This window comes from Clostridium sp. DSM 17811, assembly GCF_018861905.1.
Lineage (GTDB): Bacteria > Bacillota > Clostridia > Clostridiales > Clostridiaceae > Clostridium_AD > Clostridium_AD frigoriphilum.
In genome coordinates this window covers 357,561-371,176 of the sequence record NZ_JAHLDU010000002.1, presented here as the reverse complement: position 1 = coordinate 371,176, position 13,616 = coordinate 357,561, and the positions used below count along the sequence as shown (strand labels likewise).

At 28.6% G+C, this 13,616-nt stretch carries 19 protein-coding genes; 3 read left to right on the top strand and 16 right to left on the bottom strand.

Translation table 11 applies throughout. The annotated features are described in order from the left end of the window. Positions 1-80 precede the first annotated feature (80 nt). The 7 genes from KPL44_RS04520 to KPL44_RS04490 form a co-directional block, all read right to left on the bottom strand. Positions 81-707 carry a class I SAM-dependent methyltransferase gene (locus KPL44_RS04520; RefSeq protein ID WP_216247722.1) on the bottom strand — a complete coding sequence of 209 codons (627 nt, stop codon included), beginning with the start codon at positions 705-707 and terminating at the stop codon, positions 81-83. 172 nt (positions 708-879) lie between these two features. Next, a complete protein-coding gene (locus tag KPL44_RS04515; protein ID WP_216247721.1) occupies positions 880-1,698 on the bottom strand; it encodes an alpha/beta fold hydrolase in 819 nt (272 codons plus the stop codon). Between the two features lie 65 nt (positions 1,699-1,763). Then, positions 1,764-2,303 carry a nitroreductase family protein gene (locus KPL44_RS04510; protein WP_216247720.1) on the bottom strand — a complete coding sequence of 180 codons (540 nt, stop codon included), beginning with the start codon at positions 2,301-2,303 and terminating at the stop codon, positions 1,764-1,766. Between the two features lie 124 nt (positions 2,304-2,427). Next, the gene (locus KPL44_RS04505; RefSeq protein ID WP_216247719.1) at positions 2,428-2,925 is read right to left on the bottom strand and encodes a peptide deformylase; all 498 of its coding nucleotides are present in this window, start codon (positions 2,923-2,925) and stop codon (positions 2,428-2,430) included. 18 nt (positions 2,926-2,943) lie between these two features. Then, on the bottom strand, positions 2,944-3,618 hold the full coding sequence (locus KPL44_RS04500; protein ID WP_253201611.1) for an epoxyqueuosine reductase: 675 nt from the start codon (positions 3,616-3,618) through the stop codon (positions 2,944-2,946). 380 nt (positions 3,619-3,998) lie between these two features. Further along, a complete protein-coding gene (locus KPL44_RS04495; RefSeq protein ID WP_071613544.1) occupies positions 3,999-4,325 on the bottom strand; it encodes a putative signal transducing protein in 327 nt (108 codons plus the stop codon). A 95-nt stretch (positions 4,326-4,420) separates the two neighbouring features. Further along, on the bottom strand, positions 4,421-4,612 hold the full coding sequence (locus tag KPL44_RS04490; RefSeq protein ID WP_216247718.1) for a hypothetical protein: 192 nt from the start codon (positions 4,610-4,612) through the stop codon (positions 4,421-4,423). Positions 4,613-4,782: 170 nt separating this feature from the next. Between KPL44_RS04490 and KPL44_RS04485 the strand changes: the two genes are divergently transcribed. Then, positions 4,783-5,067 carry a YciI family protein gene (locus KPL44_RS04485; RefSeq protein ID WP_216247717.1) on the top strand — a complete coding sequence of 95 codons (285 nt, stop codon included), beginning with the start codon at positions 4,783-4,785 and terminating at the stop codon, positions 5,065-5,067. Between the two features lie 97 nt (positions 5,068-5,164). Here KPL44_RS04485 and KPL44_RS04480 read toward each other — a convergent pair whose 3' ends face one another. The 9 genes from KPL44_RS04480 to KPL44_RS26000 form a co-directional block, all read right to left on the bottom strand. Continuing rightward, a complete protein-coding gene (locus tag KPL44_RS04480; protein ID WP_216247716.1) occupies positions 5,165-6,004 on the bottom strand; it encodes an aminoglycoside adenylyltransferase domain-containing protein in 840 nt (279 codons plus the stop codon). Between the two features lie 22 nt (positions 6,005-6,026). Beyond that, a complete protein-coding gene (locus KPL44_RS04475; protein WP_216247715.1) occupies positions 6,027-6,386 on the bottom strand; it encodes an inorganic pyrophosphatase in 360 nt (119 codons plus the stop codon). A gap of 131 nt (positions 6,387-6,517) precedes the next feature. Continuing rightward, entirely contained in the window at positions 6,518-7,231 is a 714-nt protein-coding gene (locus tag KPL44_RS04470) for a GNAT family N-acetyltransferase (RefSeq protein WP_253201610.1), read from the bottom strand. Positions 7,232-7,297: 66 nt separating this feature from the next. Next, positions 7,298-7,792 (bottom strand): GNAT family N-acetyltransferase, encoded by a 495-nt coding sequence (locus KPL44_RS04465; protein ID WP_216247714.1) that lies wholly within the window; start codon positions 7,790-7,792, stop codon positions 7,298-7,300. A 140-nt stretch (positions 7,793-7,932) separates the two neighbouring features. After that, positions 7,933-8,439 (bottom strand): GNAT family N-acetyltransferase, encoded by a 507-nt coding sequence (locus KPL44_RS04460; protein WP_216247713.1) that lies wholly within the window; start codon positions 8,437-8,439, stop codon positions 7,933-7,935. A 146-nt stretch (positions 8,440-8,585) separates the two neighbouring features. Further along, positions 8,586-9,473, bottom strand: coding sequence for a sugar phosphate isomerase/epimerase (locus tag KPL44_RS04455; protein ID WP_216247712.1), 888 nt, complete (start codon positions 9,471-9,473; stop codon positions 8,586-8,588). A 36-nt stretch (positions 9,474-9,509) separates the two neighbouring features. Next, positions 9,510-9,869, bottom strand: a complete 360-nt coding sequence (locus KPL44_RS04450; protein ID WP_216247711.1) for a VOC family protein — start codon at positions 9,867-9,869, stop codon at positions 9,510-9,512. 203 nt (positions 9,870-10,072) lie between these two features. After that, positions 10,073-10,414, bottom strand: coding sequence for an ASCH domain-containing protein (locus KPL44_RS04445; RefSeq protein WP_216247710.1), 342 nt, complete (start codon positions 10,412-10,414; stop codon positions 10,073-10,075). A 237-nt stretch (positions 10,415-10,651) separates the two neighbouring features. Then, positions 10,652-10,846 (bottom strand): HD domain-containing protein, encoded by a 195-nt coding sequence (locus tag KPL44_RS26000; protein WP_331701184.1) that lies wholly within the window; start codon positions 10,844-10,846, stop codon positions 10,652-10,654. Between the two features lie 358 nt (positions 10,847-11,204). On the opposite strand from KPL44_RS26000, the gene fmt reads away from it, so the two are divergent. Both fmt and KPL44_RS04430 read left to right on the top strand, forming a co-directional pair. Further along, positions 11,205-12,158, top strand: a complete 954-nt coding sequence (gene fmt / locus KPL44_RS04435; RefSeq protein WP_216247709.1) for a methionyl-tRNA formyltransferase — start codon at positions 11,205-11,207, stop codon at positions 12,156-12,158. Positions 12,159-12,504: 346 nt separating this feature from the next. After that, complete coding sequence (locus tag KPL44_RS04430; RefSeq protein ID WP_216247708.1) at positions 12,505-13,545, top strand: D-alanine--D-alanine ligase family protein; 1,041 nt, start codon at positions 12,505-12,507, stop codon at positions 13,543-13,545. Positions 13,546-13,616: the final 71 nt, after the last annotated feature.

The window sequence follows — 13,616 nt, the reverse complement described above, 5'->3', positions numbered from 1 at the left end:
TCTTAATAATCTACATTGGTGGCTCATATAATTTATACACACCCTTCACTTTGCCCAAATAAGATGTACTAAATATTAAACTAATGATTTGTAGACTTCCTTGCCTTCATTAGAAATAAAGAATAGTTAACTGTTTCAGCATCTATAACTTTTTTATCATAATAAAATGTATTTGATTCTATATCACTAAACCCAGCACTAATTAGAATACCTTTTAATTTTTCTTGATTAAAACCATTATGGCCATGGAAGTCTTGATATTCTTTATGAAAGCGACCGTCATCTTCATCCAAATCCACAATACACAAATAACCATCATTATTAAGCAATTCATAAAATTCACCTATTATTAATGAAGTATTATTAATATGATGTAATACCATAGAATTGTAAATAACATCAAACTTTGTATCTAAATCATCTTTATCAGCTAATATATCTAAATGCTTAGTAACCATGTTATTAACTCTGTATTTATTAATCTTAAAGTTTAATATGTCTATCATTCCCTTTGATGAATCAACAAGTGTAATTCTTTTAAACCTATCATAAAGATTAAAGCTTACAAGACCAGTTCCACACCCAAATTCCATAGCAGAACAATTTTTATCAATAGGAATTGATTTATTTATTTTATCAGCTATTATTTCTGCTCTATTAATTCTTTTATCAGTGTCCCAAGTTTTAGCATATTCATCAAAGCTCAATTTTACGTTACCTCCCTAAATTTATTTCCATGTACTTAATCTAATGACCTTACCGGCTTGTCATATTCATATTTTTGGATTATAGCATCTATATAAAAGAATAGCCGCTTAACTGTCTTACTAGAATTAAGTATCATTCTTGTTTCTATTTTTTTAAGCGTGACTGCAATGATTATGACTCTATAACCCTTAAAAGCCATTCATTCACTAATGAATTAAATACTTCTACCTGTTCTATCTGCAAATTATGTCCTGCTCTATCCAATACAGCAAAAGTTGCTCTTGGATATTTGTCTAAAATACTCCAGGCATCTTTATAACCTACACTTGAATCTTGCCGTCCTAATAGTATAAGAGTCGGCTTGTTAAACTTTTCATCCAGTCCATCCACATCAAATGAAAACGCATTGCCATTTTGTTCAAGCTGTAATAAAAAATCACTATCTGCTAATCTTATGCCAGATAAAATTTCATTTCTATATCTATCCCAGATTTTTTTACTTTGTACTACTTGTATTGAATTAAAACCCTCGGCATCAGATGGATCAATTTGCGATAATAATTTATCATCCCTTTTTAAAATAATATGCTTTGGAACATTGCGTTTTTTTAAATCCGTTGTAATTGAAGGACATAGTAATAATAGTCCCTCTACTCTATTTGCAATTTTATGTACTATTCCCCTTGCTAAATACCCACCATATGATTCACCTGCAAGTAAAAAGTTTTCATTTGGAATAATTTTATCAATAAAATCAATTACAATATCCAGCATTATATCTGAATTTGTAATCCACTTTTCACCCTTGGTTTTTCCCATCCCGGGCAAGTCAATATATATCCTTTTATAACCCTCTCTATTACTAAATACAGGCTCCATACATCCTGTCATCAATCTATAGTCCACATGTGAACCATGTATCATAACAATTGGTTTGCCACTACCCATTACTTCATAATTTATAGATATATTTTCCATCTTACACTCCATGCTTTTTTCTCCTCTCATCTGACACACATTTTAATACTAAATCATCAAAAACTTCAAATACATTTTCACCAATTTTCACAGTGTATTATTTCCTCGAGTTTTTTCCGTGGTCGGGCTTTTGGTGTTTCATTAGCATAACCCAAAGTGACAATGCCAACTACGTATTTATCAGTAGGTATATTTAAAATTATTCTTATTTCTTCTTGGATAAACCATGCAACCCAACAAGAACCTAATCCTAATTGTTCAGCTTCAAGTAACATATATCCTATAGAAATAGATGTATCTCTTATTATTTGTTTAAGTTCCCCTTGTGGACTCTCTTCATTTAACAATATATCTACATCTTCATCTATCCTGCAACGTATATCTGCCACGCATACAATAAAAACTGGGGCAGTAATCATCCATTTTTGATTATGAGCTACTTTAGATAATTTTTCTCTACTTAATTCCGATTTCACTACAATGAAATGCCAAGGCTGTGTATTACTACCAGATGGAGCAAGCCTTGCACTCTCAAGTAAACTAATTATTTTATCATCTTCAACTTGTTTATTACTATATTTTCTTATACTTCTACGCATTTTAATTTCCTTAATCATTCTATTGTTACCTCCCTCTAAAGTAAAAAAATTAGAATTTATACATAATGTTTTTCATATATTCATTACCCGAATTTAATTGTTAATTGTTGCTATCACTCTCTATTGTTTTTTGATTTCATTACTATTCTAAGAAGCATTTTTCGCTTTTCAAACACAACGATTTATCATCTATGGCTCTCATTGTTGCAATTATTCCGTCGAGATGGTCATATTCATGCTGCAATAATTCTGATAAATCTCCTTCAAGTTTCATCTCATTATCAATAAAATCTATGTCCTTAAAATTAATTGTACATCTACAATGCCTTTTAACCTTTACCACTAGCTCAGGAAAGGACATACAGTCATCTATAACCTCCATAAATTCATCATCTTCAAAAATCAATATTGGATTTATAAAAACTACCGGCTTATCAATATTCATATATATCAATCTCTTAAATACACCTATTTGTGAGGAAGCTATTGCTCTACCTACCCCATACTTGTTTCTAAAATTCATAAGTGTATCATGCAAATCAATAACAAGTTCTTTTATAATGTCCATTTCATCCTTTTCTATAATATAACTTATCTGATACAATTTAGGGTTTCCTAACAAAATAATTTTTTTTACCATATATACAACTCCTCCAAGCTATACTCGTAATCCCAACGGGCAAGCTACTATACAGAATCCACAAGCATTTTTTCTATTGTATTTTTTTAAATATAGACTCCTTTTAAAATTACATAATTGATAATCAATTAATTGTTCACGAAGCTTATAAATATCCCATTGTATTCCTTTTAAAGCCTTATGTGGACACGCCTCTATACAAAGGAAACATTTGTCATCACACATACTCTTAGTAATAGGAATTCCTACAGGCAAATCATAATCTATTAATATAGCTGAAAGTCGTATTCTAGGGCCATACTCTTTTGTAACTAAAACCCTATTTTTCCCAATCCACCCGATTCCAGCATTAATGGCAGAATATTTAAATGAAAATGGTGCTATTAGACTTTCTTCATTAGTCTGAGCTACTGGCGGTACATAATAATTGATCTTATATTCTTGCAAAACAGTTAACAAATCAGAAATAATTTCATTCAATTCTTTACGAGTAGCAGATATTGTCTTTTCAAATTTTTCCTCTGAATAGTTATTTAAAGATATAATTTCTCTATGAGGAACTGCTAATACGAGAGCGCACTTATATTGCTTAGAATAATATGAATAAGAAATATCTGTTATTCCTACTATTGTACTTGGATAACATTTCATTTTACTAATTATCAATTCATATATTTTATTTCCTTCAACCATAAACCCACCCCCAAATAATATAAATAATTCCTTCATCACATAAAACAATAATTTAGATATTACAATTACTTCCACACTTACGATAAACCCATAAATGTAACTGTATGATTATAAGTTAAAGCTGTTTTATAACATCTTAAAAAGCCATAATTTGCTACATCAAAATTTAATTTCACATTTTTTTACTAATGAGAATATTATAATAATTTAATGTTATATTACCATAACATGGTATTAAAATAAAGATGAGTTACGATTTACTTATTATACAACTAACAAAAACGTCACGAACTTTTATTGTTTGTGGCGTTTCATATTAAATGTGTTTTCCTTTTATGAATAAAGCATCTTTCTTCCACTAATATACAAAATAATATAGTCTACTTTATATCCAAGTCTTTTAATAAATCTTTTGCCTTCTGAGCATCTTCTATTGGAACTTGTATTTCCATAATATTATTAAGTACAGCAATACTTCTAATCATTTCTCCTTTAATAAAGTATCTTATTTCCTCAGAATCTAAAATTGACTTAACAATAGGTATTATAGAAAAGTCCATTGTTTCTGCTATAGTGACAAGTTCTGAATACTCAAATTCTTCACTTGACAATTCTTCGCTTGGTAATTTTTCAACCAATTCAATTTTACAGTCTGAACAGAAATTAAATCCCTCTCTATATTCACATTTGCATTTTGGACAAAACATTTTTATGCCTCCTTAAAATTTTATTTAATACTAATTATTTTACACCTATTCATATATAATAGAGTTAGGATTGATGTAACATTTAAAAAAATTATTTATTTAAAGAGTTCTTTATTTTCGGCAACAAATTCAACATGCCCACAACTCGAACATACATATGTGGTTACCCCGCATGCTTTTCGTTTAAACCCTTTAATTGGCTGTTCAAGTATAAGAACTCCTGCCCCAGTATTTATCCATGCTTCCTTCATTTGAATTTTGCAATTTATACACTCTCTATCTTCCATATAACTACCTTCTCTCTTTAATTAGTAATGTAATGCTATATATTTAATTATACCATTATTACCATTAACCAAATTTATTTACAAATTTTTTCTTTTATTTTTTATACCAATCCACCGTAAAAATAGTATAATTAAACAAATATTATTAAAACATAAAGGAGAGAAGAAAAATGTATATTTTAATGTTAACATATGTAAAGCCACTTGAGGAAGTTGACAAAGAGATAAATTCTCACATAGAATATCTAGAAAAATTTTATTCATTACAAAAATTTATTTTCTCAGGTAGAAGGAACCCACGAATAGGTGGAACAATTATTTGCAATGCAAAAGATAAAAAAGAAGTTGAATCAATAATAGGACAAGATCCTTTTTTTATTAAAAAAATTGCAGAATACGAAATAATTGAATTCCTACCTACAAAATGTGCTGATGGATTAGAACGTTTTCTTTAAAAACATTTCACATAATAAGGCTGCATTACTTTTAAAAAAATTTAAATGACTGTAGTCTTATGTAGTGATTCGATACCACTTTTGAAAACAAATAAATTTAGCACCTTTTATCATTAAAAAGATTATTGCTTTCTTGTATTATGAAGTCAATATAAGCTAAAACATCTACTCGTCTCTCAAAAACAGATTTATAATATGACTTTGGGTTACCCTTGCGTAATCTCATTGCCTCATTAATCACCTTATGCCATCTTTGAGGCGCTTTTTGTAGTACATATTCGCCTGCCCCTACTTTAGATGTCATATCTCGTTCTTTGAATGTGTAATATAGACGCGAAACACCTAAAACTCCCCATTCAATCATTCCTAAGTCAACAAATAAGCCTATGTATCTTTTGGATAAAAACTTCTTACAGTCATCATTCCAGTTAAACCAATAAGTATTAAGATTTTCTCTCATAATATGAATTAAGATGTCCCAGTTTACGGTAAAGTCAAAATTATCAATTTCTTTCCCTTTAACAGTTAAACCATATTTTTTTAGTTGAAAAGCGTCAATTGAATTTTTCTCAAATTTTTTAAGACCTTTATATACTCCACCTATGAAACAAGGGCATGATTTCTCATTTTCATACTCTAATTGAAGATCATTGCCCATTACATAAAGTCCCATTAAATCTGTTTTAGGAAATTTTTTTTTAATATTGCTATGAATTTTTTTTAGAACATCTATATCTAATTCCGTAACTTGTCTTTTAACTACTGCAATAAAATCAATATCACTCAGCCCATAATTAAATGCCCCTAATGTAATAGAACCATAGATATAATATGCTTCTAAAAAATTCGGCAATTCTAATTCAAACAAATCTAAATATTCTTCCAATATTGTATTAACGCTTTCTGGAATACTGTTTGTTTTATCACTAAGTTCCATTTAAAACCTCCAACAAATAAAATTACGATCCTTCCCTGGATATAAAAATCCCCTTCATAAACTCTGACTTATTATGAAATTTATATATCGTTTCTTTTTCATTATTAGTACAACCAATGAGTATTTTTATTTCAGAATCTTTTTTCAACAAATCCACAATACATATGATCCCATCTATTTCATGTTTTTCATCTGTTCCTCGCCATATGTCAATTCCTCCACCATCCATAGAACTTGTATTCTTTAAATATCCATAATCAACTTCATATAACATATCAGGATATTTAGGATGTCTTGAACCTTTAGGTCTATCTATTACTATTTCAGAACCGCTTACTAAATCGTCTAACATACTCCAGAATCCTTTGTTATTATAATCCATTATTTATCCTCCACTCATTTCTATAATGGTAGTACAAGATTAAATACCAGTATGACACAATTTATAAAAACCATTTTTAATAACCCATAAGTGATAAAATTAATAAACAGTTACTATTGTTTTTTCTACTTCTACTCTATCTCGAACCAACTTACTACTCGATCTTTTTTAAACCCTAAACTCATTGCTAACTTCATAGATTTTTCATTTTCTTCCTCAATATGCACAAATGGTATTTTATTTTCATCACGAACTTTGTTAATTAAATCTATCATTACATCTCGCGCATACCCCATCTTTCTATATTCAGGTAAAACATGCAAAAATCCTATAGCTCCATCGTCTTGTGTAATCCCCCAAGCTATTAATTTATCCATATAACGTATACATGAACTTACTCCATTTGTTATTCTTTCAATGATATATGGCATAGATATAAAATCTTTATAATTTGAATTTTCATATATAAATTTAGAATCACAAACCGCCAATTTTGATACACTATGTTTTGATTTAGCTATAACTTTTATATTTGATATTACTAATTTCATAGTAGATAATCTCCACTTGATTTTATTACCTTTAGTTAAAATTGGAATCATCCAATCTTCAATAATTGCAAAATTCTTATCCTTATAATTTAATCTACTTTTTATTATTTTAAGTTCCTCTTCTGATTTAGAACTTATATAGACCCAATTTCTATCACTTGTCCCCTTAACTATAACTGAGTCACCTATTTGTTCTAAATAGCATATAGGATAATTTTCAATAAAATTAATAATATTTATGTTATCAATTTTATTTTTTATTAAAATCTCTAATATTTTATTCTTTTGGTCCAATTTTTTCTCCCCTCCTGTCCATCTTGAATGTAATATATTGTATTTATATTTTGTTCTGCTAATTGCTTATATATTTTTTTTCATAATAACAGCAGGTAAGATTTTTCCTGTCCACTCTAATTCTACATCTTTGATTTTATCAAACCCATTCTTAACCCAAAATTTATGTACTGCATTATCATAGTTAATAACTACATCTATTCTCATACACTTGCTTTTTACTTCTTTAGCATATTCCTCTAAAGCCTGATATATTAATTTTCCAACCCCTTTATTTTTATAATTATCATGTATCATTAAGAGTGATAGATAAGTTTCCTCGCCTATTTTAAAATCTATTATCCCCATTACTTTTCCTGAACTCTTCTCAACTACTTTGCAAGAATAGAAATCTGCTTTTCTCATATTCTCTAACTCTTCAAGTACCCATTCATATCTAACCTTATCTGTACCCATATGATTTACCAAAAAACATTTATTGGAATTGTACACTTCAACAATAGCATTTATATCTTTATCCTCCACAAAGTCTATACAAAAATCTCTTAATTTAAAAATCATTTTATAATCACACCTCTGATTGTAAATGAATCTACTACACTATTTTAGAATTGTTAATATTTATATAACGAATATAATAATCCATAATAACACTACCTTTTAGTACAATCTATATTATAAAGAAAGACAATCAAATATTGTTATGGTTTTGTTGTCATAATAATTGAACGTGGATAAAATCCTAATTTCTGATAAAATGATACTGCTTCGTTCCCATATACTACTGTAAGTTCTATATCATTTATATGATTTTCACCAAACCACTCCATGGCACTACTCATTAATTTGACACCTAATCTATTTCTTCTATATTTTTCGTCAACAAAAAGAACTTCTACCTTTCCGCAAATTCTTTTGATATATGCTATGCAAAATCCTATAACATTGTTTGTTTCAGCGTCAATCAATAACTCAATTCTGTATTTTCCTAATTTTGCGTTTTTTCTATACACTTCTAAACGCTCTTCAAACGTTATTCTTGGATAATCACCAGAAAAATATTCTGATTTACTGTTATGGTATTTATGAAGTTTATCTAATGATTCTCTTAAAATTTCCATTTTTTCAATAGGAATCTGTTTAGTAATAATTTCCACATTAACACCTCCTAAATATTTTTTATCCTCATTAATAACATTCTTAGACATATACATCACACCCACTTAAAAACAAAATTATTTTACCAAATTTATAGTTTCAATATAAAATTTTTTAATCGTTATACCATTTTTTACAATTAAGCTCTATATTTACAAATGACTTATATTTAACTATCAGATTATTAACATTCTTTTTACTCTAATATTTCGCTTATCCATGAATAGCAACTATCTAATTCTTCATCACTTATCAAATCCGACCTATGTTCAAACATTATCTTAACATTCTTATTTTTTCCTCTTATTATTTTTAAATAATCCTCAATTGATGCAAATCCTTCTTCTGTTTTTAAATTTGGTAATGCTGGGAAATGAGGAACACCACCTAATTTAAAATTCCATAAATGTACAACCGCAGTATACTTCGAAAATCTTTTAATAATTTCAATATCATTAAAATCAGAATCTATTTTATGTTGCAAATGAAGTCTGCCAGTATCCAAACAAATCTTTATATTTTTATACTTTTCTAACATGCTTTCAAGAAAATTATCTTCACAAATATATTTATTTAATGCGTCAAACTCCAACACAGGAATGAAACTATACTCAAAACTCTTCTTTGATAACCATTTAAAAAGGTATTCGCTATCTTTCTTGAATTTTTCATATGAATACTCAAATTCAAATGTATATTCACTACTGTTTGCAAATCGCCAGTTACTCATATCAAAATTTTCTTTAAGTATAACTGGCTTAGGGTAATGAAACAGTATATATTTGGGGCTAATCTGCTTTTGTTTGATATAAATTAGCTCTTCTTCAATTTGCTTATAGGCAGACTTTTTTATCTCTTCATTTAATGATAAAAACTGTGGGTCTCTTAACTTTGAAATTCCCGCTCTTAACGGAAAATGAATACCGAATTCAAAGTCTTTTTCTTTAGCTTCATTTGCTAAATTTTCTATATCACTTTCATTTTCAAATAAGCATGCTTCCACTCCATAAAAGTCTTTTCTAAAATCTCTATCAAATTTTTTATAATCAAATTTACCGTACATTCCAATCATAAAGTTATTCATAATTTTTTTCCTTTCAATAATTGAATTTTTTAATAATCAGTATTTACAGTACATTTCTATATCATTGCCTTCACTGTCAGTAAATTCCAATACCCAATTTTCATTGATTTTTGTTAAAGGAAAAATTATTTTTGCCTTTAAAATCTTTAGTTTTTCTATTAATTTATTCATATCATTAACTTCCAAACTTGGCAGACAATTATCACCCCAAATTACTGTTTCATTAACTTTACTATTATTAAACAGACAAAATCTAAAGCCCCTTATAATAAAAATACTGAATATATCATCTTTCTTATCTACCGTCCGTTCAAATAATTGTTCATAAAAACTAATAGCTCTATCCATATCTTTAACACAAATATATAATGAATTTACAGTTATTTCAAGTTCCAATTTAACTTCCCCTCCTTAATAGTTTTTTAAATTTTAAACCCCATAATATCTTTAATATAGTTTGATTTTTCTTTTGATGATTATAATTCTAATAGTTTAAAAGCAACTTCTATTTCTGTTGAAGGATTCTAACAACTTCCAATTACCCTTTGTTTATTTTTTCACATTATACCATTTTTAGATTATTTATGAACAATATGAATTTATATTAAACAAATTTTAATACCTAAAACGCCATATTTTTTTTCTTGTTCCTTTGTATAAATATCATATGTTTCATCAATCATACATTTCATTGGATAACCCTGACAACCAAATAAAGAAAAATCAAAATTACTATATAATTGCTCAAAATTCTCAAATACATATTTATCTAAAACTTTAACAGTTAATTTTTCTTCCCTATCAGGAAGTTTATAAAAGATAATTAAATCTCCAATACAAATGGTTTGTCTTTTTTCATCATTCAATCTAACTTCTATAATTTTTTGTCTGTTTTTAATCATATTGAAAGGTTCTTTAAACAGCGTCATATCATGTTCCATTTTAATTCTCCCCCTATTATATAAGGTAGTCCACAACAAATTACCATGGTGACGCAACCAAATAAAGAATTATTTTTATTCAATAAATGGCGTATGCTTTGAGACATCTTTTATCCTTCCACTTGCTCCAATAACATCAAACTTATCTGAATCTAAAAAAATTTTTACCTCCATAGTTTAGGTTCGTTTCCAGTTCCAAACCTATGTGTGATAATACATTGCTTTATCTTTTCTTATTCATATTCCAAAGTTTTCTAATATGCCCTCTGCAATCTTACAACCTAATACAGCATGAATAATTTCTCCTGTTCTATCCTCACTCTCTTCTACTCTTCCAGTATCATGCAATAATGCTGATGGAATAATAACTTCTAAATCAGCATCTTTCTCATATTTTGAAAGTAACAGGCAAATATTTGTCATAAGGTTCATTATAATACTCTAAGAATATTATACTATTTTACCATAAAATAGTATAACCATAAAGATTGGGGTATTATTTTTTTTGTTTAACTTAATCCACCAACTCTATAACAAACAAAAACGCCACAACTATATTTCTAACGGGTTCCGTTTTGAGGTGCAAAAAATTTTATTGTTTGGTTTTAAGCATATTTTTTAACCTTATAAAAATAAGGGATTCTCAATAATAATATTTTACATTTTTGGAATTTAGCGATATGAAAATATGATATAATTTCTATAGGATTAAGTCAGTTTTGTAAATTATTGTGTAACTAATGAATAACTACAAAATATATTTTGTAGTTATCAAAGGGAGGTATCAATAATGAAAATAGTTTTTATGGGAACTCCTGATTTTGCAGTTCCCTCATTGAAGAAAATGATAGAGAAATATAATGTAAGTGTGATTGTAACACAACCTGATAAACCAAGTGGAAGAGGGAAAAAGGTAGCAATTTCACCAATCAAAGAGGTCGGACTATCGAATCAAATTCCAATTTTTCAGCCCGAAAAAATAAAAACAGACTCTGTAATTATTGATAAATTAAAAGAAATAAAACCTGATTTTATTATTGTTGTAGCATATGGTCAAATCATAACTAAGCATATACTTGACATACCAAGACTCGGATGTATTTGTCTACATGCATCTCTCCTCCCAATGTATAGGGGGTCAGCACCAATAAATTGGAGTTTAATAAATGGGGAAATAACAACTGGAAATACAACTATACTAATGGATACTGGTATAGATACGGGTGATGTGCTTATGAGAAGTGAGTTTGACATATCTGAATCTATGACAGCAGGAGAATTGTACAACTTATTAAAGATAAATGGCGCTGAACTGTTAGAGGAAACAATAAATGGAATTATCACAGGTAAAATTTGTGGGGTAAAACAACAGAGTGATGGAAGTTCTTATGTACAGATGTTAAACAAGCAAATGGCAAAGATTAATTGGAATGACAGTAGTATTAACATACATAATTTAATAAGAGGATTGAGTTATTGGCCATATAAAAATATAAACTCATGGCCAACTGCTCATACTTATTATAAAGACATTCCAATTAAAATATTCAAATCCAAGTCATTAGATGAAAATAGTATTAAACCACCTGGTTATATCATAGATGCAAATAATGAAGGAATTACAGTCGCTACCAATAACGGTATTCTGATTATAGAAATATTACAGTTGCCAGGGGGGAAACCTCTTGAGGTAAAAGAATTTTTAAAAGGAAATAAAATAGAAAAAGGCATTGTATTATCATAATTGATTAATAGTCTATATAGGACTACAATATTATGATTATTGGTTCGTAATATTCTTCAACTACATCACAATTGTATAACAACGGTAGTTGATATGGAGGATAAGAAAATAGCCGTTATATTTCCAGTTGGAAATTATAGCACAGATTAACCATTGTCATATTATGTAGGCTTTAAGTTTGAATTTCGAGGATACGAACATAAATGTAGCTGAAAAGAATAATTGAGATATGTTGAGCTTATATACTGGAACATAATTAATATCTATTAGATATGATAGGTTAATATACTTTTAGAAGAATTGTATTATTTTATTAATGAGAATAAAAAATTATGGGGGTTAAGTTATGAAAATCGTGGTACTTGCAGGCGGATTAAGTCCAGAAAGGGACGTTTCATTATCTTCTGGAAGTCAAATTGCTAATGCTCTTAGAGAAGCTGGTCACCATGTGGTGCTATTAGATGTATATGAAGGTTTAAGAACAAACGAAAGCGAATTTGAAAGTTTATTTGAAGATAAGATTACTGGAAAACCATATTATTATAATGTTAAAGGTACCGAGCCTGATTTAAATGAAATAAAGAGAAAAAGCAACAATGGGGATTCTCTTATAGGTAAAAATGTATTACCTCTTTGCCTATTTGCTGATGTTGTGTTTATAGCTCTACACGGTTCAATGGGGGAAAATGGTCAAATACAGGCAACTTTTGATTCACTGGGAATTAAATATACTGGAACTGGCTATATTGGTAGCCTTCTTGCAATGGATAAGGATTTAACAAAGAAACTGTTGCAACAAGTAGGTATTCCTACAGCTAAATGGTTAACTTTTAGTAAAAATCCACTTTCAACAGAATATATAGTTAAAACGATTGGTATACCATGTGTTGTGAAACCTTGTAGTGCTGGGTCAAGTATAGGGGTATCAATTGTTTGTAATGTTGCGGAGCTTGAAGCGGCAATTGCTACAGCTAATAAAATTGAATCAAGTCTACTTATTGAGAAAATGATAGTAGGTAGAGAGTTTTCTGTAGGTTTATTACAGGGAAAAGCATTACCTGTTATTGAAATAATACCAAAAGAAGGATTTTATGATTATAAGAATAAATATCAAGCTGGATTAACTCAAGATATATGCCCTGCAAATCTTTCAGAATACGATACAAAGAGGATTAAGAGTCTAGCATTAAAAATATGTGAAACTTTACGGCTTGGGACATATTCTAGAATTGATTTTATTTTAGACGAGAGAGACGAATTTATATGTCTTGAAGCTAATACACTTCCAGGTATGACACCTACAAGTCTAATTCCCAAAGAAGCTTTAGCTGATGGTATTTCATATATAGAACTGTGTAATATCATTGTTAATGCTAGAACAAAATAATACCTAGTTATATTATTTTGAGCAATGCCGATTCAATACTAGGGGGTAGAACATTCTTATAAGGCATCACA

Excerpts from the sequence above, each read along its gene's own strand:
- KPL44_RS04515 (WP_216247721.1), bottom strand. The coding sequence starts at position 1,698 with ATGGAGTGTAAGATGGAAAATATATCTATAAATTATGAAGTAATGGGT.
- KPL44_RS04510 (WP_216247720.1), bottom strand. The coding sequence starts at position 2,303 with ATGATTAAGGAAATTAAAATGCGTAGAAGTATAAGAAAATATAGTAAT.
- KPL44_RS04505 (WP_216247719.1), bottom strand. The coding sequence starts at position 2,925 with ATGGTAAAAAAAATTATTTTGTTAGGAAACCCTAAATTGTATCAGATA.
- KPL44_RS04500 (WP_253201611.1), bottom strand. The coding sequence starts at position 3,618 with ATGGTTGAAGGAAATAAAATATATGAATTGATAATTAGTAAAATGAAA.
- KPL44_RS04495 (WP_071613544.1), bottom strand. The coding sequence starts at position 4,325 with ATGTTTTGTCCAAAATGCAAATGTGAATATAGAGAGGGATTTAATTTC.
- KPL44_RS04490 (WP_216247718.1), bottom strand. The coding sequence starts at position 4,612 with ATGGAAGATAGAGAGTGTATAAATTGCAAAATTCAAATGAAGGAAGCA.
- KPL44_RS04485 (WP_216247717.1), top strand. The coding sequence starts at position 4,783 with ATGTATATTTTAATGTTAACATATGTAAAGCCACTTGAGGAAGTTGAC.
- KPL44_RS04480 (WP_216247716.1), bottom strand. The coding sequence starts at position 6,004 with ATGGAACTTAGTGATAAAACAAACAGTATTCCAGAAAGCGTTAATACA.
- KPL44_RS04475 (WP_216247715.1), bottom strand. The coding sequence starts at position 6,386 with ATGGATTATAATAACAAAGGATTCTGGAGTATGTTAGACGATTTAGTA.
- KPL44_RS04465 (WP_216247714.1), bottom strand. The coding sequence starts at position 7,792 with ATGATTTTTAAATTAAGAGATTTTTGTATAGACTTTGTGGAGGATAAA.
- KPL44_RS04460 (WP_216247713.1), bottom strand. The coding sequence starts at position 8,439 with ATGTCTAAGAATGTTATTAATGAGGATAAAAAATATTTAGGAGGTGTT.
- KPL44_RS04455 (WP_216247712.1), bottom strand. The coding sequence starts at position 9,473 with ATGAATAACTTTATGATTGGAATGTACGGTAAATTTGATTATAAAAAA.
- KPL44_RS04445 (WP_216247710.1), bottom strand. The coding sequence starts at position 10,414 with ATGGAACATGATATGACGCTGTTTAAAGAACCTTTCAATATGATTAAA.
- KPL44_RS26000 (WP_331701184.1), bottom strand. The coding sequence starts at position 10,846 with ATGAACCTTATGACAAATATTTGCCTGTTACTTTCAAAATATGAGAAA.
- fmt (WP_216247709.1), top strand. The coding sequence starts at position 11,205 with ATGAAAATAGTTTTTATGGGAACTCCTGATTTTGCAGTTCCCTCATTG.
- KPL44_RS04430 (WP_216247708.1), top strand. The coding sequence starts at position 12,505 with ATGAAAATCGTGGTACTTGCAGGCGGATTAAGTCCAGAAAGGGACGTT.